Source organism: Nocardia sp. NPDC052001 (genome assembly GCF_040680615.1).
In the GTDB taxonomy this organism is placed as follows: Bacteria; Actinomycetota; Actinomycetes; order Mycobacteriales; family Mycobacteriaceae; genus Nocardia.
The window spans coordinates 28,744-50,593 of the sequence record NZ_JBFAXC010000017.1 but is presented as its reverse complement, the minus strand read 5'-3'; the positions used below and the strand labels follow the sequence as shown (position 1 = coordinate 50,593).

The following is a 21,850-nucleotide window of genomic DNA, read 5'->3' as shown; positions in this document are numbered from 1 at the left end:
TCAACGGGCGTGCGCCGGAACCATCGTCGAGCCTCTCGCCGACATGCGAGAGGCTCCACGCGGGATATCGGATCAGCTCAGCCGGGCGAAGAACTGCCGGATATCGGCGACCAGCACCTCGGGGGCCTCGTGCGCGGCGTAATGTCCGGCCGCGTCGTTCGCGCTGGTCGAATGCACCGAGGTGACGTCGTAGGCGTTCCAGCTCACGATGTTCTTGTGATCGCGCTCGGCGAACCGCCGGATGGACTGGAAATCACCCTTGAACATGGCCAAACCGGTCGGGACGGTGGTCGGTTCGGTCGGCTGCTCGCTGTGCGCGTCCTCGTAGTAGAAGCGCAGCGCCGAACCGGAGGTGCCGGTCAGCCAGTAGATGGCCACGTTTCCGATGACGAAGTCGTAATCCAGTGACTCACCGAAAAGCTGTGCGTTCCAGGCCAGCAGACCGGTCGGGGAATCCGCCAGCGCGAAGGCGATGGTCTGCGGCTGCTGGCTGTGCAGGTTGTTGAACGACATCTTGTTCTCGTAGAACCACTGCAGATGCGCCAGGCCGGCCATGTCCTCCTCGGACAGGTCCGCCATCTCGGCCGGATCGCCGGACGGGAACGAGAACAGCTGCGTCACATGCACTCCCAGCACCCGGTCGGGGGCGATGCGGCCCATTTCGGGAGCGACCATGGAACCGCCGTCATTGCCGATGGCGCCGTAGCGCTGGTAGCCGAGGCGATCCATCAGCTCGACCCAGGCGCGGGCGGTGCGGTAGCGGCTCCAGCCGGTGCTGCGGGTCGGACCGGAGAAACCGAAACCGGGCAGCGACGGGATCACCAGGTGGAAGGCCGGATCCTCGGCCGATTCCGGTGCGGTGAGCGGGGCGATGACATCCAGGTATTCCAGGATCGAGCCCGGCCAGCCGTGCGTCAGGATGACCGGGGTGGCATCTTCGCGCTCGGAGCGAATGTGCAGGAAGTGAATGTCCTCGCCCTCGATCTCGGTGGTGAACTGCGGGTACGCGTTCAGCTTCGCCTCCAGCGCCCGCCAGTCGAAGGTTCCGGCCCAGTACTCCGCGAGATCGCGGACGCGGCCGTTGGGCACGCCGTACGCGTCGGCGACGCCGGGCAGCTCGTTGGGCCACAGCGCCCGGTGCAGCCGGTCGGCCAGATCGTCGAGCTGGGCCTGCGGGACGTCGATGCGGAAGGGGCGGATGGCGTTCATCATTCTCTCCTTGGTGGAACGGAATGTTTCGTTCTGTTGCCTACCATAGCGGAAGGGATCATTCCGTTCAAGTGCTATTCTGAAATCATGCCGAAGTCAGTCGAAGCCCCAGCTCAGCGCGCCCTGCCGGGCCGCAAGGCGCAGGCCGCCCGCAATGACGAACTCATCCTCGCCGCCGCCCGCGATGTCTTCCTCGCCGATCCCAAGGCCCCCATCGCGGCCGTCGCCGAACGCGCCGGGGTCGGCATCAGCGCCCTCTACCGCCGCTACCCCGGCAAGGAGGATCTGCTCCGCACCCTCTGCTATGCCGGGCTGAACCGCTACAACGTGGAAGCCGAAGCGGCCCTGGAGGATTCGGATGGCTGGCAGGGACTCGTCGGTTTCCTCGAGCGCGTGGTCGACGCCGACGTGCATTCGCTGACAACACATCTCGCGGGCACCTTCACCCCCGACGATTCCATCCTGCCCGCGGTCATGCGCTCGGGCGAACTCAATGACGAAATCCTGCGCCGCGCCCGCGAATCCGGCCGCCTCCGCCCCGATATCACCACCGCCGACCTCGGCCTCATCCTGGAATCCTGCGCCGCCATCACCCTCCCCGACCCCACCCGCACCGCCCAACTCCGCCGCCGCATCCTCGCCCTCCTCATAGACGGCCTCGCCGCCTCCGGCCCCCTCCCCGGCCCCCCACCCGCCCCCGGCGAATTCGCCCACCGCTGGCGTCCGAACAGCCGCTGAATCGGTAAGGTCGCGGCGGTTCGGACGGCGATCGGAAGGGTCCGGTATGGAGTTGCGGCAACTGCGGTACTTCGTGACCGTGGCGGAGGAACTGCATTTCGGGCGGGCGGCGGAGCGGTTGCATATCGCGCAGCCCGCCGTCAGCCAGCAGGTGCAGCGGTTGGAGCGGGAGCTGAAAGTTCAACTGCTGGAACGGTCTCCGCGCAAGGTCAGTCTGACCGAGGCGGGAATCAGGTTTCTGCCGGAGGCGCGGGCGGTGCTGGCGGCGGCCGATCAGGCGCGGGCCTCGGTGGCGGAGTTGGCGGGGGAGCGGGCGACGGTTTTCCGGATCGGGACGGTGAGCGGGCTGGGGGAGCGGCTCGACGCGGTGCTGGACGGATTCGCCGAGCGCGCGCCGCAGGTGCGGGTGGAGTTGGTCGCGGTGCCGGTGCAGGAGCGGATGCGGCAGGTCGCGGACGGGCGACTGGATGTGGCGTTCGTGCGGTCGCCCGCACCGGGGGAGAGTCCGGAGCTGGATTTCCTGCCCGCCTGGGAGGATCCGCTGGTGGTGGCGTTGCCCGCCAGGCATGCGCTGGCCGAACGGGAGGCGGTGCGGATCGCCGATCTGGCCGCCTTGCCATTGCGGATGACCGAGCGGCGGAACCATCCCGCGCTCGTGGATCTGGTGCTATCCGCTTGTCAGCGTGCGGGTTTCGAGCCGACGCCCGCACCGGCCGCGGGAAATTTGCAGGACACGCTCGCGGCGGTCGGCACCGGAATCCCCATGTGGACAGTGATTTACGCGTCCAACGCGCGACTTGTGCACAACTCGCGCGTGGCATTCCGGCCCTTCGCCGAGCCGGGGATGAGCCTGCCCATCGGACTCGCGGTGCGGGCGGACGCGGTCTCGCCGCAGTTGAACCTGCTCGTCGAGCTGATTCACGATAAGGATCACTTATCGCAGCGCTAACGCAATGGCCATTGGCCGGGCGCCCGCACTGCGGTGAACTGTTCTCAGGCCGCCGGAAGATCCGGAAAACCGGAGGCGGCCAATCGAATTCACCATCGCGTATCGAGGAGAACAGTCATGCCCATCGTCACCATTCAACAGGGTCCCCGCACCGTCGAACTCAAGCGCGATCTGGTGCGTCGCGTCACCGATGCCTTCGTGGACGCGCTGCAGATTCCGGCCGAGGCCGTCCAGGTGTGGATTCAGGAGGTGCCCACCGACAGCTGGGCCATCGGGGGCACCCTCACCGCCGACAAGTAGTCAGCTGGTCAGCTCCTGTACCTGACCGAACAGCGTCACGATGCGCGAAATGCCGTCGACGCTGCGCAGCGAAGCCGGGATGCGCCGCATCAGGCGCTCCCATTTGCTCGCGGCCCGAGCCACATTCGGCTCGGGCCGGTCGAGCTCCTCGATGAGTTCGGCCACCTCATCGGGATGTGCGTCCGGGCCCCCGGTGGCGGGCAGCCGGGCGCGCAAGCGGTCCAGTTCGGACCGCAATTGCGCCAGTAGCGTGACCAGCTGTTCGGAATCGGTTCCGATACCGACCGTCACCGGCCCCTGGATGGCGCTGGTGTGGCCGGCCCCGCCGACCGGGGAACCGATGAAGGTTCCGCCCGAGACATTCGTTCCGCCCGCGAGATTGTCCGGCATCGACTGCTCCTTCTAGGTGTGTGCGGGCGCGGGAGTGCCGACGACGGCGCTGCCGACCCCCACGGTGTGCTGCTGTCCGCCGACCGCGCTGCCGACGAACGTGCCGCCGCTGACATGGGTCGAATTATTGATCTGCACCACCGCGGATTCGAATCCTCCTGTGGCGATACCCTTTTCGCCGAGAAAGCGCTGCACCGCGTCGAAGATGCGGCTCTGCATGATGCGGTGATACCGCTCCACATCGGTGGCTTCGAAGAAATGCGTGTATTCGGTTCCGGCCCCGGCCTCGCGCACATTGCGATCGGTGCCGAACGCGAACGCCGCCTCACCCGGGGTGCGCCAATTCCCGCGTCCCATTCCGGTCATATCCCGAAACCAGCGCCACAGCATGGCGATTCGCCCCGGCACGGTGAGCGGCAGCAGTGCGAATTCGCACAGCGCCTGCCACAGTTCGGGCAGCAGCAGCGGGCGAATGGTGTCCACCGCGCGATGCGCCGGATCGATCGGCGGTAGCGCGTAGGTCTGCCATTCCAGATACAGGGTGCGCTGTTGATAACCGACGTGCAGGAATCCGGAGACGCCCAATTGCCGTTCCCAGCCCTCCACCCGGAAGCAGCGGTAGTAGCGCAGCCATTCCGGTGAACTGTCCGCCAATGTCGCCCAATCCGTGAGGCTCAGTTGCGGATTCGTATGTTCGAGCAGCTGCCGCCGCAGCGGTTCGGCGGCCGGATAGTGCAGCAGGAAATCCGAGGACAGCACCGCCCAGTGCGCGATGTGCAGATCCTCGAAACGCCAGCCCGGCGTCAGCGTGGGCGTCTGCCGCAGCGCCATCAGATCGGCGGTGACGTAATCCTGTAGCGCGATGGGCGCGAACGTGGGCACTTCGGGCACGGTGCCGTTGGCGGCGGACCGGTCCGCCGGATACAGCTCCAAGGTGATGGACCACGACCATCTGGGCAGGTGAATCCCGCTGCCCACGAACGGATCGTAGCCGCGATACACCACCAATTCGGCCGGGCCGAACGATGTGGCGCGGGCATCGGCCTCACCGTAGCGTCGCAGCCGATCGGTGAACGCCCCGCAGGCGCGCTGCACCGCCGGGCGCGGTGTCGCGTCCGGATCGAAGACGCCGAATCGGAAATGGTTGTCCAGCACCATGCGGCGCAGCAGCGCCTGGGTCAGCAGGGTGCCGAACAGTATGAGCTGCACCAGGATTACCGCCGCGAAGACGGCGTCATCGGTGGCGACGCCGACGCTGTCCGAGGACAGTGCGGTATCGGAGCCGCCGCTCGCCAGCAGGCTGGGCCCGAGCACGGCGATACCCACCACCACGAAGGCGATGCCCCACAGCAGGTATGTCAGCCACCAGTGCACCCAGCGCGGCACCCGGCCGCGATCGTCGCCGAGCGTCTTCCAGGCGAGCAGGGTCACCGCGGCCGCCGCGAGTTTCCAGGCCAGCGCCGAGGCCAGCCATAGCGCCGCCACCGGTGGCGCGAGGACGGCGAGCACGATGAGTAGCAGCAGCAGAACGGCATTGGTGACGACCCGCCGCACCCGCGCGGTGAGCGCCTCCCGCAGGACCAATTCCGAGCGCAGCCCGGTGGTCGGCGGTACCGCGCGCAGCGGTTCGCTGATGTGCTCGTCGATGAGATCGTCGGCGAGCCGGTCATCGAGGTGTACCGCCGAGGCGAGATACCGCGTGGCCTCGTCGGTGGCAGTGGCGGCCCGGCGGGTCATAGTCGACCTGCCGCGGCGTTATGTCCGTTTACCGGGAAATGCGAAAAGCGTTCGCCCACAACCAGTCCCCCTACCGTGGTGCGTTTGCATATCGACGGTAGCAAGGTCATTCGCGAGCTGCGCTGTTTCCGGAAAACCGGTGCGGGCGGCAGCCGCCCGCACCGATTCGAATCCGGGCCGAATCAGGAAACGACGGGCAGATACACCTGATTGCCGGCCGTCGCGAATTCCGCCGACTTCTCCGCCATCCCCGCCTCGATGGCGGCGACATCGGTCAGCCCCTGCTTCTCCGCGTATTCGCGCACATCGGCGGAAATGCGCATGGAGCAGAACTTGGGACCGCACATGGAACAGAAGTGCGCGGTCTTGGCGGGCTCCGCGGGCAGGGTCTCATCGTGATATTCGCGCGCGGTGTCCGGATCCAGCGACAGCGCGAACTGATCGTGCCAGCGGAATTCGAAGCGCGCCTTGGACAGCGCGTCATCGCGTTCCTGCGCGCGCGGATGCTGCTTGGACAGATCGGCGGCGTGCGCGGCGATCTTGTAGGTGATGACGCCGACCTTCACGTCATCGCGATTGGGCAGACCCAGGTGTTCCTTCGGCGTGACGTAACACAGCATCGCGGTCCCCGCCTGCGCGATGATGGCGGCGCCGATCGCCGAGGTGATGTGGTCGTACGCGGGCGCGATATCGGTGGCCAGCGGTCCGAGGGTGTAGAACGGAGCCTCCTCGCACAGCTCCTCCTCGAGCCGTACGTTCTCCACGATCTTGTGCATCGGCACGTGACCGGGACCCTCGATCATCACCTGCACGCCATAGGATTTCGCGATGGTGGTGAGTTCGCCGAGAGTGCGCAATTCGGCGAACTGCGCCTCGTCATTGGCATCCGCGATGGATCCGGGGCGCAGGCCGTCACCGAGTGAGAACGTGATGTCGTACTTCGCCAGGATTTCGCAGAGTTCGCGGAAGTTGGTGTACAGGAACGATTCCTGATGATGGGCCAGGCACCACGCCGCCATGATGGACCCGCCGCGCGAGACGATGCCGGTGACGCGCTTGGCGGTGAGCGGCACATAGCGCAGCAGTACGCCCGCGTGCACGGTCATATAGTCCACGCCCTGCTCGGCCTGCTCGATAATGGTGTCGCGGTACAGCTCCCAGGTGAGCTTGGTGGGATCGCCGTTCACCTTCTCCAGTGCCTGATACAGCGGCACGGTGCCGACCGGAACCGGCGAATTCCGCAGAATCCATTCGCGGGTCTCGTGAATGTTCTTACCGGTGGACAGATCCATGATGGTGTCCGCGCCCCACCGGGTCGCCCACACCATCTTCTCCACCTCATCGGCGATGGAGGAGCTGACCGCCGAATTGCCGATGTTCGCGTTGATCTTCACCGCGAACTTCTTGCCGATGATCATCGGCTCGGCCTCGGGGTGATTGTGATTGGCCGGAATCACCGCGCGCCCGGCGGCGACCTCCGCCAGCACCAACTCCACATCGACGCCCTCGCGGGCGGCGATGAAGCGCATCTCCGGGGTGATGATCCCCTGCCGCGCCCACGCCAGCTGCGTACGCGGTCCGGGCACATCGGGTTTGGTCCAGGAGTCGCGCAGCTTGGGTAGCCCCGCCTCCAGATCGATGACGGCGTTGTCGTCGGTGTACGGCCCCGAGGTGTCGTACACGTCGAACTTCTCGCCATTGGTGAGGTTGATGCGCCGCACCGGAATCCGCAGCGTCGTGCCGTCGGCCTCCACCTGCTCGTAGTGTTTGACGCTGCCCTGGATGGGGCCGGTTGTCACGGTGTCGACCGGGGCGGATCCGCCCTTGGACACGACAGAACTCGATGACATGTGAATCCTCCCTACGCCGGCATTACCCGGTCAGGTTCATACGGTCGACGGCCCTGCTCCGCCCGATAGGGCTAGCCGTCCTCTCAGCCCGCTGGTGCGAGCCCCCGTTGGCAAAAATGGTTGATTACCGCCGCCGACCTTACCGGGTAGCCGGAGCGCGTGAGGCGTGGATTCACACAGTCCTGGACCGCTCGATCAGCGTTCCTGTGGTCCGATCGGCCAACCGAGCGCCCCGAACGTGGCATTCAGGCTGATCTCGGTCTGGGTGGCGAGGGCGTCCAGATTCGCGAGCATGGTGACCACGTTCTCGGTGCGGCAGCCCACCGGATCGGGTGCGCCCGGGACGAACCGGGACTTGATCCAGTTGAAGGCATCGGCCATGCCGAGCGTGGTGAGGGTGAGGTGCTCGCTGAGGTGATCGCGCTTGTAGTAGACCGAGGTGCCGCCGTCGCACCAGCGCCGCACCAGGCGGTCATTGGTGTACCAGGGCACGGCTTCGTCGTAGACGCCCTGATAGACCATGGTCGGTGCGGTGGGCGGATGCTCACCCAGCACGGTCGAATCGAAGACCTCCTTGACCTCGGGCAGTGCCAGGAAATCGGCGATCGGGATGGTCAGCAGCCGCTGATAGTCGGTGAACATCAGATTCAGCACATTGCGCACCAGGCACTGGTCGGCGGTGCGATCCATGACCGCCCTGCCCTCCGGCGTCAGATAGCGCTCGGTGGCCTCGGCGAACTTCGGATAGGCGTTGCGCAGTGACGCGATGCCGACGCCGATCAAACTCGCGAACATCGAACCATTCACGTGCAGAAGCGATTCCACGTCGGAGACGGGTGCGCCCATGGCGATGCCCTTGATATTCAACTCGGGCGCGTAGGTCGGCTGCATCTCCGCGGCCCAGCCGCTGCCCATTCCGCCGCCGGAGTAACCCCACAGTGCGACAGGGGTATTCGCGCCGTCCAGGCCGAGGGGCTCGAACGCCTCGGCCGCGCGCACGCTGTCCAGGATCATGTATCCCGGTTCCTTGGCGACCGCGAGATGGCTGTGAAGCCCTTCGTAGTCGGGGATATTGATGGCATAGCCCTGGCTGATGGATGCCGCCAGCTCGAGGTACTCGGCGGTGGAGTGAATGCCCTCCAGCGCGGGCAGCCCGCCGCCCTGCTGCAGGATGTACGACGGCGCGCAATTCGGCGAGGTGCTGTCGTAGAAGAACTGATGCGAAACCAGCGGGCGGCCGTGAGAAGTGTTGGCCCCCTCAGGAATTGCCACCGTGGTCGCCGCGACGGCAGGCTGCCCGAACAGATCGGTGGTGCGATACAGCAGCTGCCAGGCTCGAATGTGCACCGGCAGTACGGTGAGCACCGCCAACTGCACCGGGCGTGAGCGCAGAATACTGCCCGGATCGGCCGCCTCGAATCCGTCCGGCGCACTGTAGAACGAGTCGATATTCACCGGTTGCGGTTGTGCCGCAGCGGTTCCAGCCGCCGCGCTGCCCAGCAGTACCGCGACCGATGCCGTCATTGCCGTCGCGAGCGCGGCGGCGGTCCAGCGCCGCCACCCCCTCGTTCGGCGATCCCCATTGATAGCCACGTCCATTCCCTTTCATCGACGTGACGACGATTACAACACGATGCCGAGTTACCAACAAGATGCCTTTCTGAAACACTGACGGCTATCGTGTGGGCATGACCCGCAGCAAACCAGCCGCGGCGCCGGACCGAACCCCCGCGCGACGCCGGATCCGCGGCCTCGACGCGGACGAGCGCAGCGCCCAGCGCCGCCGCCAGTTGCTCGCCGCCGCCACCGAACTCTTTGCCAGGCAAAGCTATTCGGGCACCTCCATTGAACAGATCTGCCAGGCGGCATTCGTCGGCACCAAGGGCTTCTACGACCACTTCGAAAGCAAGGAAGCCTGCTACACCGCGCTGCTGACCCAGATCACCGAACAGATCCAGCAACGGGTCGCCACGGCGGCCGCCGAAACCGCCGGGCGGGACTGGGATGCGCGCATGCGCGCCCTCGTCGCGGCTTTCGTGCACGCCATCGCCGACGACCCGCGCCTGGCCAAGGTGACCTTCGGTGAGGCGGGCGGCATCTCACCCGCGGTCGAGGCGCAGCGCCGAAGCAACCGGCGCTGGGGTGCGGCCTTCCTGAATCAGCAATGGCCCCAGGGTGATTCGCTTACCGAGCGGCAGGGTCTGGCGCTCTGCCTGGCCACCATCGGCGGCATGTTCGAACTCGTGGCGGATTGGCTGCACCACCACGATGACGGCGGGAATCAGGATTCGGTGGAGACCCTCACCGAGGATCTGACCCGATTCATCGCCGTCGTGCACACCGGCCGGATGGCTCAGTCGACCAGTACCGGAGCCGAAACCGACTGAGCGGGAATGTGTTCCGCGGGTTCCTCTTCGAGCCCGATCCGCTTGTGCAGCGCCGCGAGCGGTTTCGGGGCCCACCAGTTGCCGGTGCTCATCAGACGCATGAGCGCCGGGGCGAGCAGCCCGCGGATGACAGTGGCGTCGGCGATCACCGCGAGCGCCAGGCCGATGCCGAACAGCTTCATGGCGGTCACCTCGGAGGTGGCGACCGCGAGCAGCACGACCGCCATCAAACCCGCTGCGGCGGTGAAGATTCGGCCGGTGCGCGCGACGCCGAGGGCGACCGAGCGGGTATTGGCGGCGGCGCCGCGATCGGAGGCGAGCCACTCCTCGCGAATGCGGGAGAGCAGGAAGACCTCGTAGTCCATGGACATGCCGAAGGCCAGGCAGAACATCAGGATAGGCATGAACAGGTCCAGACTGCCGGTGGGGGTGAAGCCGAGTACTCCGGCGAGGTGGCCACTCTGGAAGATCCAGATCATCGCGCCGAAGGTCGCCGTCAGCGAAAGCACGTTCAGCAGCAGCGCTTTCACGGGCAGCACCACACTGCCGGTGAACAGGAACAGCAGGATGAGCGTGATCACCGCGATCAAACCGGCCGCCAGCGGGAGCCTGGAGATGACCGAATCCATGGTGTCCTCGTTGAGCGCCGCCGCGCCGCCGAAGAGCACCGGACCGGGGGCCGGAATCGCGCGCAGGGCGCGGAGTTGGGCTTTGCCCTGTTCGGTGAAGGGCGCTTCCCTGGTGCCGACGGACAGGTACGCGCCGTCCGGTCCGGTCATCTGCGCGATGCCCGCCGCCACCTTGCGCACGCCGGTATCACCGTTGGCGTACACGCCGTCGCTGGAGAGCACCGCGGGCACACCGGGCACGGCCGCCAATTCCATGGCGTACTCGCGGATTTCGGTGGTGTCGCCGTGGAATCCCGGCAGTACCACCACCGCGCTCGAGGCCATGTTCGCACTGAAATCCTCGCGCACCGCGTCACCGACCTGGCGGCTGGAGGCGAAGGTGCCGATCATCCGATCGTCCGGGGTGCCGAAATGCGCTGACAGGAACGGGGTTCCGAGCAACAGCAGAATGGCGGTGGTCGCCACCGCGACCGGCAGCGGACGCTTCATCACCCCGGAAACCAGCCGGTACCAGCCGCTGTCCTCCGGTCGCACCGCGGTCTGCTCGCCGCGACCGAGCACGCGCCGCAGCGGTTTGCGCAGATCCCAGGCATTCACGCGATCGCCCAGCAGGATCAGCGCCGCGGGCAACAGCAGTACCGCCGCGCCGACGGCGGCCGCCACCACCGCGACGCCCGCGTAGGCGAACGATTTGAAGAACGGTTGCGGGAACACCGCCAGCGCCGCCAGGGCGAGCGCCACGGTCAGCCCGGAGAACACCACGGTCCGCCCGGCCGTCTGCACCGCGCGCTGAATCGCGGCCCGGGTTTCGAGGCCATTGCCGAGTTCCTCGCGGTACCGGCTCACGATGAACAGGCTGTAATCGATGGCCAGCGCCAATCCCAGCGCGCTGGTCATATTGAGCGCGAAGATCGATACGTCCATGAACAGCGTCATCAACCGCAGAATGCCGAGCGTCGCCGCGATCGCGAAGAAGCCCACCATGAGCGGCAGCGCCGCCGCGATCACACTGCCGAACACCAGCACCAGCAGGATTCCGGAGACCGGCACCGCGATGGCCTCGGCCAGGATCAGATCCTTCTCGACCTGATGATTGATATCGGCGAAGGTGCCCGCCATACCGCCGACCCGCACCTGCACGCCGTCGCGATCACCGTCCAGCCGCTCGCTCAGCGCCACCGCCCGGTTCTGCACCTCGTTATCGGTGCCGAGCACGGTCGCCATGATGAGACCGCGTTTACCGTCGGTGCTGCGCAGCGCGGTCGCCAGATCCGGGCGCGCGGTCAGGTTCGTCCAATACGATTGCACGCCGGTCACATTCGAGTCCCGGCCGAGCACATCGGCGATGCTCTGCGCCTCGTGCCGCGACTCCGGACTGTTCACGCCGCCGTCGGAGGTGACCATGACGATCAGGTTGGGATTGCCGCCCGGGAAGTGCTCGTCGATGAAGTCATTGGCCCGCACCGATTCCAGTTCGGGCGTGAGGTAGCCGCCGCCGACCATATGCGATTTGGCGGTGGCGCCGAAGCCACCGCACACGATCATCAGCAACAGGGCGGCCACCAGGACGGCGCGGGGCCGGGACATGGCGAACCGGGCGAGACTGGTCAACATTGACGCACATCCTCCGAGGTCTGGACCTCGGAACGGTAGCGTTCCAGATCTCGCCGAAGCGATGGACAGTGACCATGGTCATGGCCATATCCATCAGCTATCGATCGGCTATAGGGCGGTGTCAGCCGGTGATGCGACCCCTGACCTCGCCCAGGCTCAACCGCCCGCCGTCGGCCGCGGGCGCGGTGGCGGTGATGACCACCTCATCGCCGTTCTCCAGGAAGGTGCGCTGCACGCCGTCCAATTCGATGGGTTCGGTGCCGCCCCAGCTCATTTCCATGAACGAACCGCGCTCATCGCGTTCGGAACCGGAGACGGTGCCGGAGGCGAACAGATCCCCGGTGCGGGTGGAGGCGCCATTGGCCGTCATATGCGCGAGCATCTGCGCGGGCGACCAATACATCCGGCGGAACGGCGGCGTGGAGACCCGCTGCCCGTTCCACCGCACCTCGAGGTCGATGTCCAGACCCCACGGCGCTTTCTCCAGCAGATAGGGGAGTGGCTCCGGATCCTGTTCGGGCACCGCGATGCGCGCCTGTTCCAGGGCTTCCAGCGGTGTCACCCAGGCCGACAGGGTGGTTGCGAAGGACTTGCCGAGGAACGGCCCGAGCGGCTGACCCTCCCACGCCTGGATATCGCGCGCGGACCAGTCGTTGACCAGCGCGACGCCGAAGACGTGCTCGGCGAAGTCCTCGGTCCGGATCGGGGTGCCCTGCGGTGATCCCGCGCCCACCAGAAACCCCAGCTCGGCTTCGATATCCAGCCGTCGGCTCGGGCCGAAATCCGGTGTGCCGGAATCGGTTCGCAACTGCCCCTCGGGCCGGTGGATCTCGGTGCCGGATACCACCACCGTGCCCGCCCGGCCGTGATAGCCGACCGGTAGATGCCGCCAATTCGGCAGCAGCGCTTCACCATCGGGCCGGAAGATGCGGCCCATGGCGGTGGCGTGATCGATGCTGGCGTAGAAGTCCACGTAGTCGCCGATGCGGACGGGCAGATCCAGTTGCACCGCGGACACCGAATGCACTGCGGTATTGGGCAATTCGGCCTCGGCCGCCGCCCGCACCAGTTCCCGCACCTCGCGCCAGCACTGCGGCCCCTGGGTCATGAAGGCGTTCAGGCTGGGCTGCGCGAACATCGGATCATCCAGCGCCACCGCCAGATCGATCAGGCTGTCACCCAGGCGCGCTCCCACCCGGGGTTCCTCACCCAGCGGACGGAATACGCAGTAGGGCAGGTGTGCCAGGCCGAATCCGGAGCCCTCGGGGATATCGATCCGCACCCGGCTATTCATATCCACCTCTCGTATGGGTCAAGTCGCCTCAAATCCATTCCGACGGTCCGCGTCCGGACCAGGTCCAGGCATATCCGGTGTCCTCGCAGGCCAATGCGGCCGTGCCGAGTCGCAGCGGATGGAAGGTGTCGACCATGACGGCCAATTCGTCGAAGAACTCCAGGCCGATGCTGCGCTCGTACGCACCCGGCTGCGGACCGTGCGCGTATCCGCCCGGATGCACCGATACCGAACCCTGCCCGATCCCGGATCCCTTGCGCGCCTCGTAATTTCCGCCGCAGTAGAACATGATCTCGTCGGAGTCCACATTGGAGTGGTAGTACGGCACCGGAATCGACAGCGGGTGATAGTCGACCTTGCGCGGTACGAAATTGCAGATCACGAAATTGCTGCCCTCGAACGCCTGATGCGCGGGCGGCGGCTGATGCACGCGGCCGGTGATCGGCTCGAAGTCGGCGATATCGAAGACGAATGGATACAGGCAGCCGTCCCAGCCCACCACATCGAACGGATGCGACGCGTAAATCATGCGGGTGCCGACGATTTCACCGGCGGGCCGGTGTTTGACCAGCACCTCCACATCGGTTCCGGTGGCCTCGAACGGTTCGTCCGGGCCGTGCAGATCGCGCTCGCAATAGGGCGCGTGCTCCAGCAATTGCCCATATTTCGACAGGTAGCGTTTGGGCGGGGTGATATGCCGGGTGCCCTCGATAATGTAGGCGCGCAACGGTTCCGGACCATCGGGTAGCCAGCGATGCGTGGTGGCCCGGGGTAGCAGCACCTGATGCCCCTGATGCACCCGCAAGGTCCCGAATACCGTTTCGACCACGCCGCCGCCGGATTCGATATAGACCAGCTCATCGCCGATGGCATTGCGGTACAGCGGGGATTCGCGCAGCGCCGCGACATAGGAGATGCGCACATCGGCATTGCCGAGAATCAGCCGCCGTCCGTCCACCATATCGGTCTCGGCGGGTTTGCCCTCGGGGAACAGCTCATGCAGTTTCAAATGCCGGTGCCGCAGTGGATGATTCGGATGCAGCGTCTGATCGGGCAGGGCCCAGACGCTGGAATCCACTATGGCGGGCGGCAATCCGCGGTGGTAGAGCAGCGCGGAGTCGCCGGAGAAGCCCTCCTCACCCATCAGCTCCTCGTAGTAGAGCTTGCCTTCGGTATTCCGGTGCTGGGTGTGCCGCTTGGGCGGCACCGACCCGACCTGTCGATAGAACGTCATCGCCGAGCCTCCCGCTGACTGATGGTCCCTTGCCCATCGTAGCCACCGAATTGCCGGTGCGGCTGGAGAATTGCTCAGGCGTTGCGGAGTGCTCGATACACCGCCGCGCCGACGAATTCGCCGAGGGTATCCGGGGTCCAGTCGCCCGGATCGGTGAGCATGGTGCGCACCGCTCCCTCCCCGGCCGATACCCATAATTCGACCAGTGCGGCGAGTTTGCGCTCGGCATCGACGGTGCCCCAGGCGCGCAGCGTCGGGCGCAGGCGGCGGGTACAGCGCTCCACGGCCAATTCCCGTGCCCGCCCGAAGGAACTCGCCACGGCCGGATCGGGATTGCCGTACAGCAGTCGCCAGCCATCGGGCCGCGCGGAGGTGGTGTGCAGCAGGGCGCGGAAGCCCTCCACGAAAACGGCCTCATCGGCTTCGACCCGGCGGCGGGGTAGCGCGTCCAGCACACCCGCCAGCATGAGGTCCTCCTCGCGGCGCAGCAGCGCCTCGATGAGTTCGACCCGATCGGCGAAGCAGGCGTAGACCACGGGCCTGGTCACCTTCATCCGGTCGGCGATCGCGGCGATGGTGACCGCCGCGATGCCATCGTCGGCGGCGATCTGGAGCGCGGTGTCGAGCACCTGCGGACGGCGGCGTTCGGGCCCCAGATGCCGCGCGCGCTGGCGGGGTCGTACAGCCGATTCGGTGCCCATGAGCACCGACCATAGCAGCGCACACGAGCAGGTGAACGGCTGGTCGCGGGGCATACGCGCGCGGTGGCCCGGTATGTGAACTTCGTGCGCCGAGGCGGTTGCGAGATCATTTCCTACACGAGTGAATAATAATGCTACATTCACGAAGGAAAGCCGTGGTTCGCCCGCGCCCGCCGCTCCGAGGAAGACGAGATGACCGAGACCCTGTTCAACCCGAAGACCCATGAGTTCGCGGAGTTCGACGCGGAGACCCGTCGACTGCTGCGCGCCACCGTCAACTGGTTCGAGAGCCACGGCAAGGTCCGGCTGCTCGCCGACAGCCGCGACCGCGTCTGGTACTCCGATTTCCTCGACTTCATCAAGAGCGAACGGGTTTTCGCGACCTTCCTGACCCCGGCCGCCGAGGGCAACGGCGATCCGAACAAGCGCTGGGACACCGCGCGCATCGCCATGATGAGCAAGATCCTCGGCTTCTACGGCATGCAGTACTGGTACGTCTGGCAGGTCACCATCCTCGGCCTCGGGCCGATCTGGCAGAGCGCGAACGCCGAGGCCAAGGCGCGCGCGGCCGCCGCGCTCGATTCCGGTGAGATCTTCGCCTTCGGCCTGTCCGAACAGGCGCACGGTGCGGACGTGTACTCCACCGACATGATCCTGGAGCCGAAGACGCGCGGCGGTGGGTTCACCGCGTCCGGCGGCAAGTACTACATCGGCAATGGCAATGCGGCGGCGATGGTTTCGGTATTCGGTCGCCGCGCCGACAAGCCGATCATCGACTCCGCCGATTTCCAGCGGAAGATGACCGACGAGGAATACTCGGGTTATCTGTTCTTCGCCGCCGACTCCCGGCACAAGAACTACAAGCTGCGGAAGAACGTCGTCGACTCCCAGATGTACGTCGCCGCTTTCGAACTCGACAAATACCCGGTCGCCGAGGCCGATATCCTGCACACCGGCCGTGCCGCCTTCGACGCCGCCATGAACACCGTCAACGTCGGCAAGTTCAACCTCGGCTTCGGTGCGGTCGGCGCGTGCGAGCACGCCATGTACGAGGCCGTCACCCATGCCGAGAACCGAATCCTGTTCGGGCACAAGGTCACCGAGTTCCCGCAGGTGAAATCGCTGCTCGCGGACAGCTTCGCGCGCCTGATCGGCATGAAGCTCTACAGCGAGCGCGCCATCGACTACATGCGCTCGGCCAACCCGAACGACCGGCGTTACCTGCTGGTCAGCGCCATCGAGAAGATGTCGGTCACCCGCACCGGGCAGAAGATCTACGAGGATCTCGCCGACGTCATCGCCGCGCGCGGCTTCGAGAACGATATGTACTTCCCGATGGCCATGGTCGGCATGTTCGGCCTGCCCCGCCTCGAGGGCACCGTGCACGTGAATATGGCGCTGTCGCTGAAGTTCATGCCCAACTACATGTTCCATCCGTCCGATGCCGCCCTCGCCGCACTGCGCTACCTGCCCGGTGCCGCTCCCAAGGGTGCGGCCCGCGCCGCCGCCGAGGCGCTGAGCTGGACCAGCCGCCGCGTCACCCCGCGCGCGGGCAACCTGGTGCCCAAGTTGCGCGATGAATTGTCCAGTGCCGCATATGCTCCCGTGCCCACCCGGCGCGATGCCGCGGATGACGAATTCCTCTGGCGGCAGGGTCCGAGCTCGGGCCTGGGCCGCATTCGCTTCGCGGACTGGCGTCCGGTCTTCGAGAAGTTCGCGCACATCCCGAATGTCGCGGTCTTCCTGGAGCAGGCCCTCGGCCTGCAGACCCTGCTGGCCGCGGCCACCCCGACTCGCGCGCAGCAGGCGGATGTCGATTTCCTCTTCGGTCTCGGCGAACTCTTCACGATGATCCCGTACGCCCAGCTCATCCTGGAGCAGGCCGATATCGCCGGAGCCGACTCCGAGGTCCTCGATCAGCTCTTCGACATCTTCGTGCGCGACTTCTCCAAGCACGCCGTCGCCTTGAGCGCCAAGCCCTCGGCCACCAAGGCGCAGCAGACCCGCGCCCTCGATCTGGTCCGCAGGCCGATCGCGGACGCGACCCGCTTCGAGTCCGTATCGAAGCAGGTCAGAGCCCTCGCAGGGCAGTATGAGATGAACCCCTGAGCGCTGCAAAGGAGCAGACGATGACGGTGAACGAGCGTCCCCGGTTCGACGCACCCGCCCGCACCATCCGGGAGGTCGACTACGGCTTCTTCGGGCCGGACTCTCCGACCTGGAAGGTGTGGACCGCACCGACCGCGATCATCGGTTTCCAGCGCGCGGTCACCCTCGAGCATTTCGATCCCGCGCTCACGGCGGCGGTCGCGGATGTCGGCGGTATCTACAGTGATCCGCGCGGGCGGCTCGACCACACCTTCGCGTACTTCCTGATCGCCGCCGTCGGCGACAGTCGCACGTGCATCGAGGCGTCCGAACATCTGATGCAGGTGCACGCCAAGGCGAACGGCATCGAGCCGATCAGCGGAAAGCGTTACAGTGCAAACAATCCCGACTCGCAGCTGTGGATCCACGTCACCGGCTGGCATTCGGTGCTCAAATGCTACGAGATGTACGGTCCGGGCAAGCTGACCCCGGAGGAGGAGCGGCAGTACTGGGCCGACTGCGTCACCGCGGCCGAATTGCAGACCTGCAAGCCCGCCGATGTGCCGACCTCGCGGGCGGAAGTGCGCGAGTACTTCGCCATGATGCGGCCCAAGCTGTGCACCTCGGAGCGGGCGCGCGAAGGCATGCACTACCTGCTCTTCACCCCGCGCGCCAAGGGCGTGAAGCTGTGGATCGGCAGTCGCATCGTGGCCCCGGCCGCCATCGCGTCGCTGCCGAAGTGGATGCGCGAGACCGGCGGCTTCGATCAGCCGGGCATTCTCGACAAGGCATACCCGCGCGCGGTGCGGCTGGTGACGGCCATGCTCGCGAGCGATCGCTTCAAAGTCCGTGTCGCCCACGGCGTCCTGGGCCCCATGACCGGCCGCCTGCTCCGCGAGCACATCGCCGCGGGCGTCCCGGCCAACCCGGTCACAGTTACTCCGCAGCAAGCTCGAGCGCTCTATGGCCGCTCCGCAGGAGCTCACGCTGAGGGGCGAGGTGCATAATTATCCTGGTTTGTGACCCGCCCCACATGTCAGAGCCCGGAAGGTCGCGGCCCGCCCGGGTTCTGGACTGAGTGGAGCGGGGGAGCGAAGCGGAGGAGCGGAGGGAGGGAAGGTTCCGGGCTTCGGGGGCCGCGACCCGCCGGAGCGAAGCGGAGGCAAATATTTCCAGCCTACGGTGGCGTAGCCGGACGGCCGTACGGCAAACTTCGCTCTGATCACGAAGACCTAGGCGAGGAGGCCATTCCCGTGTCCCATTACAAGGCGAACCTGCGAGACATCGAGTTCAACTTGTTCGAAGTACTGGGAATCGGGGCGCTGCTCGATACGGGCGCCTACGGTGATCTCGACGGCGAGACCGCCCGCGACATGCTCACCGAGGTGCTGCGGCTCGCGGAGGGCCCGGTCGCCGAATCCTTCGTCGAAGGCGATCGCACCCCGGTCGAATTCGATGCCGCGAACAACACCATCATCGTGCCGGACCTGCTGCGCAAGACCGTCGCCGCGGTCAACGACGCCGGGTACTCCGGTCTCGGCATGTCCGAGGACATGGGCGGCGTGCCCGCGCCCAACGCGCTCATCTGGGGCATCCAGGAAATGATCGTGGCCGCCAACAACTCGGCCAGCTTCTTCAACATGGGCCCCCTCATGCACAAGGTGATCTTCGACGAGGGCACCGAACAGCAGCAGCGCTGGGCCGCGCACGCCTGGGAGAACCGCTGGGGCGGCACCATGGTGCTCACCGAGCCCGACGCCGGCTCCGATGTCGGTATGGGCCGCACCAAGGCCGTGCAGCAGCCTGACGGCACCTGGCATATCGAAGGCGTGAAGCGCTTCATCTCCGGCGGCGACGTCGGCGATACCGCCGACAACATCTTCCACCTGGTGCTGGCCCGCCCCGAGGGCGCGGGGCCGGGCACCAAGGGTCTGTCGCTGTTCATCGTGCCGCGCTTCCACTTCGATCCCGAGACCATGGCGATCGGCGAGAAGAACGGCGCGCTGGTCACCGGCGTGGAGCACAAGATGGGCATCAAGTCCTCGCCCACCTGTGAGATCACCTTCGGCGGCGATATCCCGGCCGTCGGTTACCTGGTCGGCGATAAGCACAATGGCATCGCGCAGATGTTCAAGGTCATCGAGAACGCGCGAATGATGGTGGGCACCAAGGCCACCGGCGCACTGTCCACCGGTTATCTGAACGCGCTGGAGTACGCCAAGCAGCGCGTCCAGGGCGCGGACCTGACCCAGATGACCGATAAGGCCGCACCGCGCGTCACCATCACGCACCACCCGGATGTGCGCCGCTCGCTGGCCACCCAGAAGGCGTACGCCGAGGGCCTGCGCGCGCTGTACATGTACTGCGCCTCCTACCAGAACGCCGATGTGGCACAGGCCAATTACGGTATCGACGCCGAAACCGCCGAGCGGGTCAACGATCTGCTGCTGCCGATCGTGAAGGGCTGCGGCTCCGACCGCGCGTACGAGACGCTCACCGAATCGCTACAGACCCTGGGTGGCTCGGGCTACCTGCAGGACTACCCGATCGAGCAGTACATCCGCGACTGCAAGATCGACTCGCTGTACGAGGGCACCACCGCCATCCAGGCGCAGGACTTCTTCTTCCGCAAGATCATTCGTGATAAGGGCGTCGCGCTGGCGCACGTCGCCGGGCTCATCCAGAAGTTCGTCGAGGGCGGCCCGGATCAGTTCAAGGTCGAGCGCGGCCTCCTCGGCACCGCCCTCGGCGATGTGCAGGCCATGGCGGCGGCGCTCACCGGGTACCTGATGGCTTCGCAGCAGAACCCGGAGGAGCTGTACAAGGTCGGCCTCGGTTCGGTCCGATTCCTGTACGCCGTAGGCGATCTCGTCATCGCGTGGCGGTTGCTGGAGCACGCGGTCATCGCGCAGGCGGCGCTGGATGCGGGAGCCGCCGAGAAGGACAAGAACTTCTACACCGGCAAGGTCGCGGTGGCGTCGTTCTTCGCCAAGAACAAGCTGCCGCTCATCACCGGCGTGCGCGCGGTCGTCGAGGCCATCGACAACGACATCATGAAGCTGGACGAAGCGGCCTTCTGACCGCTCTCCGACTCTCCCGACCCCCGCACCCGAGGTGCGGGGGTCGGACTGTTCTGGGGGTTGAGAAGTGTTTCAGCGCGGTGGGTTTGGCGACTCGCCGACGCAACACGCCATTTCTCTGCCCTACCTGCTGTGATGTGTCGGTAGAACCGGGTACAACTACCGCATGGTCTTCCCGGTGTCCTTCGGCTGGATTCAGATCCTGATTGCCGTGCTCGCGATCGGTGCGATCGCCCTGTTGGTTACTGCGCTGTTCAAGGCACGCAAGGTGGGCTTCAAAGTCATCGCCGGGCGCGGCGCGGGCGCCGTATCGCTGATTCTCGTTGCGGTGGTGATCCTTTGGATCACCACCCTGTTGCAAACGTTCCTCGGCCTCACCGGTGAGATCAAGGCGGCGCACATCGTGACCACGCCCGTCGCCGGGCAGGAACACCTGATGGACGTCGACCTCACCCTCTACGGGGACAAGGATCACGACGAGCAGCACCTGAAATACCAAGTGGAGGGCGATATGTGGGTGCTCCAGGCCAATATCGTCGAACTGGAACCGTGGGTGAACGCGCTCGGCTTCAACTCCGGCTACAAGGTCACCCGGCTCTACGGTCAGCGCCTGGACGGCATCGCCACCAAGCAGAACCAGATCTTCCTCAATGGCGGCGACGGCGATTTCTTCAAGGATATGAAGGATCAGACCTGGTACACCAAGCCGTTCGTGCGCTCGGCGTACGGCAACGCCGTCATCGCCACCGGCGGCAGCTATGACGTGTTCATCTCCCGGGACGCCATCAAGACGCGCCCGGCCTAGTCCGAGCTGATCCGGGTCAGTCCGCGATATCGGCGACTACGGGCGCGTGATCGCTCGCGCCCTTGCCCTTTCGCTCCTCGCGATCCACGTTCGCATCGCTCACCCGGGACGACAGCTCGGGTGAGCCGAGGATGAAGTCGATGCGCATGCCCTCCTTGCGAGGGAAGCGCAGCTGCGTGTAATCCCAGTACGTGTAGACGCCCGGACCGGGGTGGTACGGCCGCATGACGTCGGTGAAGCCCGCCTCGGTCATGGCCTCGAAGGCATCGCGCTCCGGGGCGGAGGTGTGCGTCTTGCCCTCGAAGAACTCCGGCGACCACACGTCCGCGTCGGTGGGCGCGATATTCCAGTCGCCGACCAGGGCGATTCGCGCGTCCGGATCCTCGGCGAGCCACTTGCCGCCCGCATTGCGCAGCGCCGCAAGCCATTCCAGCTTGTAGGTGTAGTGCGGGTCTTCCAGCGCCCGGCCATTGGGCACGTACAGGCTCCACACCCGCACGCCACCGCAGGTCGCGCCGATGGCGCGGGCCTCGACAACCGGTGCGCCGATCAGGGATTCGCCCGCGTCCTTATCGAAGCCGGGCTGCTCCGGGAAACCGATCTCGACATCGTCGAGACCGATGCGCGATGCGATGGCCACCCCGTTCCACTGGTTGTGGCCCACATGCGCGACCTCGTACCCGGCGGCCTCGAACGCCTCGAACGGGAACTGCTCGTCCTTGCACTTGGTCTCCTGCATGGCCAGCACATCGATATCCGACCGATCCAGCCACGCCAGCACCCGATCCTGCCGGGAGCGAATCGAATTCACATTCCAGGTCGCGAGACGCACAGCAAAGCCTTTC

18 protein-coding genes and 1 riboswitch are annotated in these 21,850 nt (G+C 66.1%); of the genes, 8 read left to right on the top strand and 10 right to left on the bottom strand.

Translation table 11 applies throughout. From position 1 onward, the window contains the following. Positions 1 to 72: 72 nt before the first annotated feature. Positions 73 to 1,209 (bottom strand): epoxide hydrolase, encoded by a 1,137-nt coding sequence (locus tag AB0L82_RS40455; protein ID WP_364649686.1) that lies wholly within the window; start codon positions 1,207 to 1,209, stop codon positions 73 to 75. A gap of 87 nt (positions 1,210 to 1,296) precedes the next feature. Here AB0L82_RS40455 and AB0L82_RS40450 point away from each other — a divergent pair, with 87 nt between their 5' ends. Genes AB0L82_RS40450 through dmpI form a run of 3 tightly spaced genes read left to right on the top strand, consistent with a single transcriptional unit; the run spans position 1,297 to position 3,196 of the window. Continuing rightward, entirely contained in the window at positions 1,297 to 1,947 is a 651-nt protein-coding gene (locus AB0L82_RS40450; RefSeq protein WP_364649683.1) for a TetR/AcrR family transcriptional regulator, read from the top strand. Positions 1,948 to 1,993: 46 nt separating this feature from the next. Further along, entirely contained in the window at positions 1,994 to 2,896 is a 903-nt protein-coding gene (locus AB0L82_RS40445; protein ID WP_364649680.1) for a LysR substrate-binding domain-containing protein, read from the top strand. Between the two features lie 33 nt (positions 2,897 to 2,929). Further along, entirely contained in the window at positions 2,930 to 3,196 is a 267-nt protein-coding gene (gene dmpI, locus AB0L82_RS40440) for a 4-oxalocrotonate tautomerase DmpI (protein ID WP_364649677.1), read from the top strand. Here dmpI and AB0L82_RS40435 read toward each other — a convergent pair whose 3' ends face one another. From AB0L82_RS40435 to AB0L82_RS40420, 4 genes are all read right to left on the bottom strand, one after another. Beyond that, positions 3,197 to 3,586, bottom strand: coding sequence for a hypothetical protein (locus AB0L82_RS40435; RefSeq protein ID WP_364649674.1), 390 nt, complete (start codon positions 3,584 to 3,586; stop codon positions 3,197 to 3,199). Between the two features lie 12 nt (positions 3,587 to 3,598). Then, positions 3,599 to 5,323: a hypothetical protein gene (locus AB0L82_RS40430; RefSeq protein WP_364649671.1), complete on the bottom strand. Its 1,725-nt coding sequence runs from the start codon at positions 5,321 to 5,323 to the stop codon at positions 3,599 to 3,601. Positions 5,324 to 5,505: 182 nt separating this feature from the next. Then, the gene (thiC, locus tag AB0L82_RS40425; RefSeq protein WP_364649668.1) at positions 5,506 to 7,173 is read right to left on the bottom strand and encodes a phosphomethylpyrimidine synthase ThiC; all 1,668 of its coding nucleotides are present in this window, start codon (positions 7,171 to 7,173) and stop codon (positions 5,506 to 5,508) included. Continuing rightward, a riboswitch (TPP riboswitch) is annotated at positions 7,165 to 7,291 on the bottom strand. It overlaps the preceding gene by 9 nt. A 77-nt stretch (positions 7,292 to 7,368) precedes the next feature. Next, complete coding sequence (locus AB0L82_RS40420; protein ID WP_364649665.1) at positions 7,369 to 8,766, bottom strand: lipase family protein; 1,398 nt, start codon at positions 8,764 to 8,766, stop codon at positions 7,369 to 7,371. A 95-nt stretch (positions 8,767 to 8,861) separates the two neighbouring features. On the opposite strand from AB0L82_RS40420, the gene AB0L82_RS40415 reads away from it, so the two are divergent. Further along, a complete protein-coding gene (locus AB0L82_RS40415; protein WP_364649662.1) occupies positions 8,862 to 9,560 on the top strand; it encodes a TetR/AcrR family transcriptional regulator in 699 nt (232 codons plus the stop codon). On the opposite strand, the gene AB0L82_RS40410 is transcribed toward AB0L82_RS40415, so the two are convergent. The 4 genes from AB0L82_RS40410 to AB0L82_RS40395 all read right to left on the bottom strand — a co-directional run bounded on the left by AB0L82_RS40410 (position 9,527) and on the right by AB0L82_RS40395 (position 15,032). Next, positions 9,527 to 11,803 carry an MMPL family transporter gene (locus tag AB0L82_RS40410; RefSeq protein ID WP_364649660.1) on the bottom strand — a complete coding sequence of 759 codons (2,277 nt, stop codon included), beginning with the start codon at positions 11,801 to 11,803 and terminating at the stop codon, positions 9,527 to 9,529. The genes AB0L82_RS40415 and AB0L82_RS40410 overlap by 34 nt on opposite strands. A 121-nt stretch (positions 11,804 to 11,924) precedes the next feature. Beyond that, positions 11,925 to 13,097, bottom strand: coding sequence for a fumarylacetoacetase (gene fahA / locus AB0L82_RS40405; RefSeq protein WP_364649657.1), 1,173 nt, complete (start codon positions 13,095 to 13,097; stop codon positions 11,925 to 11,927). A 28-nt stretch (positions 13,098 to 13,125) separates the two neighbouring features. Continuing rightward, positions 13,126 to 14,331, bottom strand: a complete 1,206-nt coding sequence (locus AB0L82_RS40400) for a homogentisate 1,2-dioxygenase (RefSeq protein ID WP_364649654.1) — start codon at positions 14,329 to 14,331, stop codon at positions 13,126 to 13,128. 74 nt (positions 14,332 to 14,405) lie between these two features. Beyond that, positions 14,406 to 15,032, bottom strand: a complete 627-nt coding sequence (locus tag AB0L82_RS40395) for a TetR family transcriptional regulator (protein ID WP_364649651.1) — start codon at positions 15,030 to 15,032, stop codon at positions 14,406 to 14,408. Between the two features lie 192 nt (positions 15,033 to 15,224). Between AB0L82_RS40395 and AB0L82_RS40390 the strand changes: the two genes are divergently transcribed. The 4 genes from AB0L82_RS40390 to AB0L82_RS40375 all read left to right on the top strand — a co-directional run bounded on the left by AB0L82_RS40390 (position 15,225) and on the right by AB0L82_RS40375 (position 21,005). Beyond that, entirely contained in the window at positions 15,225 to 17,141 is a 1,917-nt protein-coding gene (locus tag AB0L82_RS40390) for an acyl-CoA dehydrogenase family protein (RefSeq protein ID WP_364649648.1), read from the top strand. Positions 17,142 to 17,161: 20 nt separating this feature from the next. Next, entirely contained in the window at positions 17,162 to 18,127 is a 966-nt protein-coding gene (locus tag AB0L82_RS40385) for an oxygenase MpaB family protein (RefSeq protein ID WP_364649645.1), read from the top strand. A 246-nt stretch (positions 18,128 to 18,373) separates the two neighbouring features. Beyond that, a complete protein-coding gene (locus AB0L82_RS40380) occupies positions 18,374 to 20,200 on the top strand; it encodes an acyl-CoA dehydrogenase (protein ID WP_364649642.1) in 1,827 nt (608 codons plus the stop codon). Positions 20,201 to 20,366: 166 nt separating this feature from the next. Further along, positions 20,367 to 21,005: a hypothetical protein gene (locus AB0L82_RS40375; protein WP_364649639.1), complete on the top strand. Its 639-nt coding sequence runs from the start codon at positions 20,367 to 20,369 to the stop codon at positions 21,003 to 21,005. Positions 21,006 to 21,021: 16 nt separating this feature from the next. Here the strand turns inward: AB0L82_RS40375 and AB0L82_RS40370 are convergent, their stop codons facing one another. Then, positions 21,022 to 21,837 (bottom strand): exodeoxyribonuclease III, encoded by an 816-nt coding sequence (locus tag AB0L82_RS40370; protein WP_364649636.1) that lies wholly within the window; start codon positions 21,835 to 21,837, stop codon positions 21,022 to 21,024. Between the last annotated feature and the right edge of the window lie 13 nt (positions 21,838 to 21,850).

What these genes read in the sequence shown, in the direction of transcription:
- AB0L82_RS40455 (WP_364649686.1), bottom strand. Translation starts at nt 1,209, where the DNA reads ATGAACGCCATCCGCCCCTTCCGCATCGACGTCCCGCAGGCCCAGCTC.
- AB0L82_RS40450 (WP_364649683.1), top strand. Translation starts at nt 1,297, where the DNA reads ATGCCGAAGTCAGTCGAAGCCCCAGCTCAGCGCGCCCTGCCGGGCCGC.
- AB0L82_RS40445 (WP_364649680.1), top strand. Translation starts at nt 1,994, where the DNA reads ATGGAGTTGCGGCAACTGCGGTACTTCGTGACCGTGGCGGAGGAACTG.
- AB0L82_RS40435 (WP_364649674.1), bottom strand. Translation starts at nt 3,586, where the DNA reads ATGCCGGACAATCTCGCGGGCGGAACGAATGTCTCGGGCGGAACCTTC.
- AB0L82_RS40430 (WP_364649671.1), bottom strand. Translation starts at nt 5,323, where the DNA reads ATGACCCGCCGGGCCGCCACTGCCACCGACGAGGCCACGCGGTATCTC.
- thiC (WP_364649668.1), bottom strand. Translation starts at nt 7,173, where the DNA reads ATGTCATCGAGTTCTGTCGTGTCCAAGGGCGGATCCGCCCCGGTCGAC.
- AB0L82_RS40415 (WP_364649662.1), top strand. Translation starts at nt 8,862, where the DNA reads ATGACCCGCAGCAAACCAGCCGCGGCGCCGGACCGAACCCCCGCGCGA.
- AB0L82_RS40410 (WP_364649660.1), bottom strand. Translation starts at nt 11,803, where the DNA reads ATGTTGACCAGTCTCGCCCGGTTCGCCATGTCCCGGCCCCGCGCCGTC.
- fahA (WP_364649657.1), bottom strand. Translation starts at nt 13,097, where the DNA reads ATGAATAGCCGGGTGCGGATCGATATCCCCGAGGGCTCCGGATTCGGC.
- AB0L82_RS40400 (WP_364649654.1), bottom strand. Translation starts at nt 14,331, where the DNA reads ATGACGTTCTATCGACAGGTCGGGTCGGTGCCGCCCAAGCGGCACACC.
- AB0L82_RS40395 (WP_364649651.1), bottom strand. Translation starts at nt 15,032, where the DNA reads ATGGGCACCGAATCGGCTGTACGACCCCGCCAGCGCGCGCGGCATCTG.
- AB0L82_RS40390 (WP_364649648.1), top strand. Translation starts at nt 15,225, where the DNA reads ATGACCGAGACCCTGTTCAACCCGAAGACCCATGAGTTCGCGGAGTTC.
- AB0L82_RS40385 (WP_364649645.1), top strand. Translation starts at nt 17,162, where the DNA reads ATGACGGTGAACGAGCGTCCCCGGTTCGACGCACCCGCCCGCACCATC.
- AB0L82_RS40375 (WP_364649639.1), top strand. Translation starts at nt 20,367, where the DNA reads ATGGTCTTCCCGGTGTCCTTCGGCTGGATTCAGATCCTGATTGCCGTG.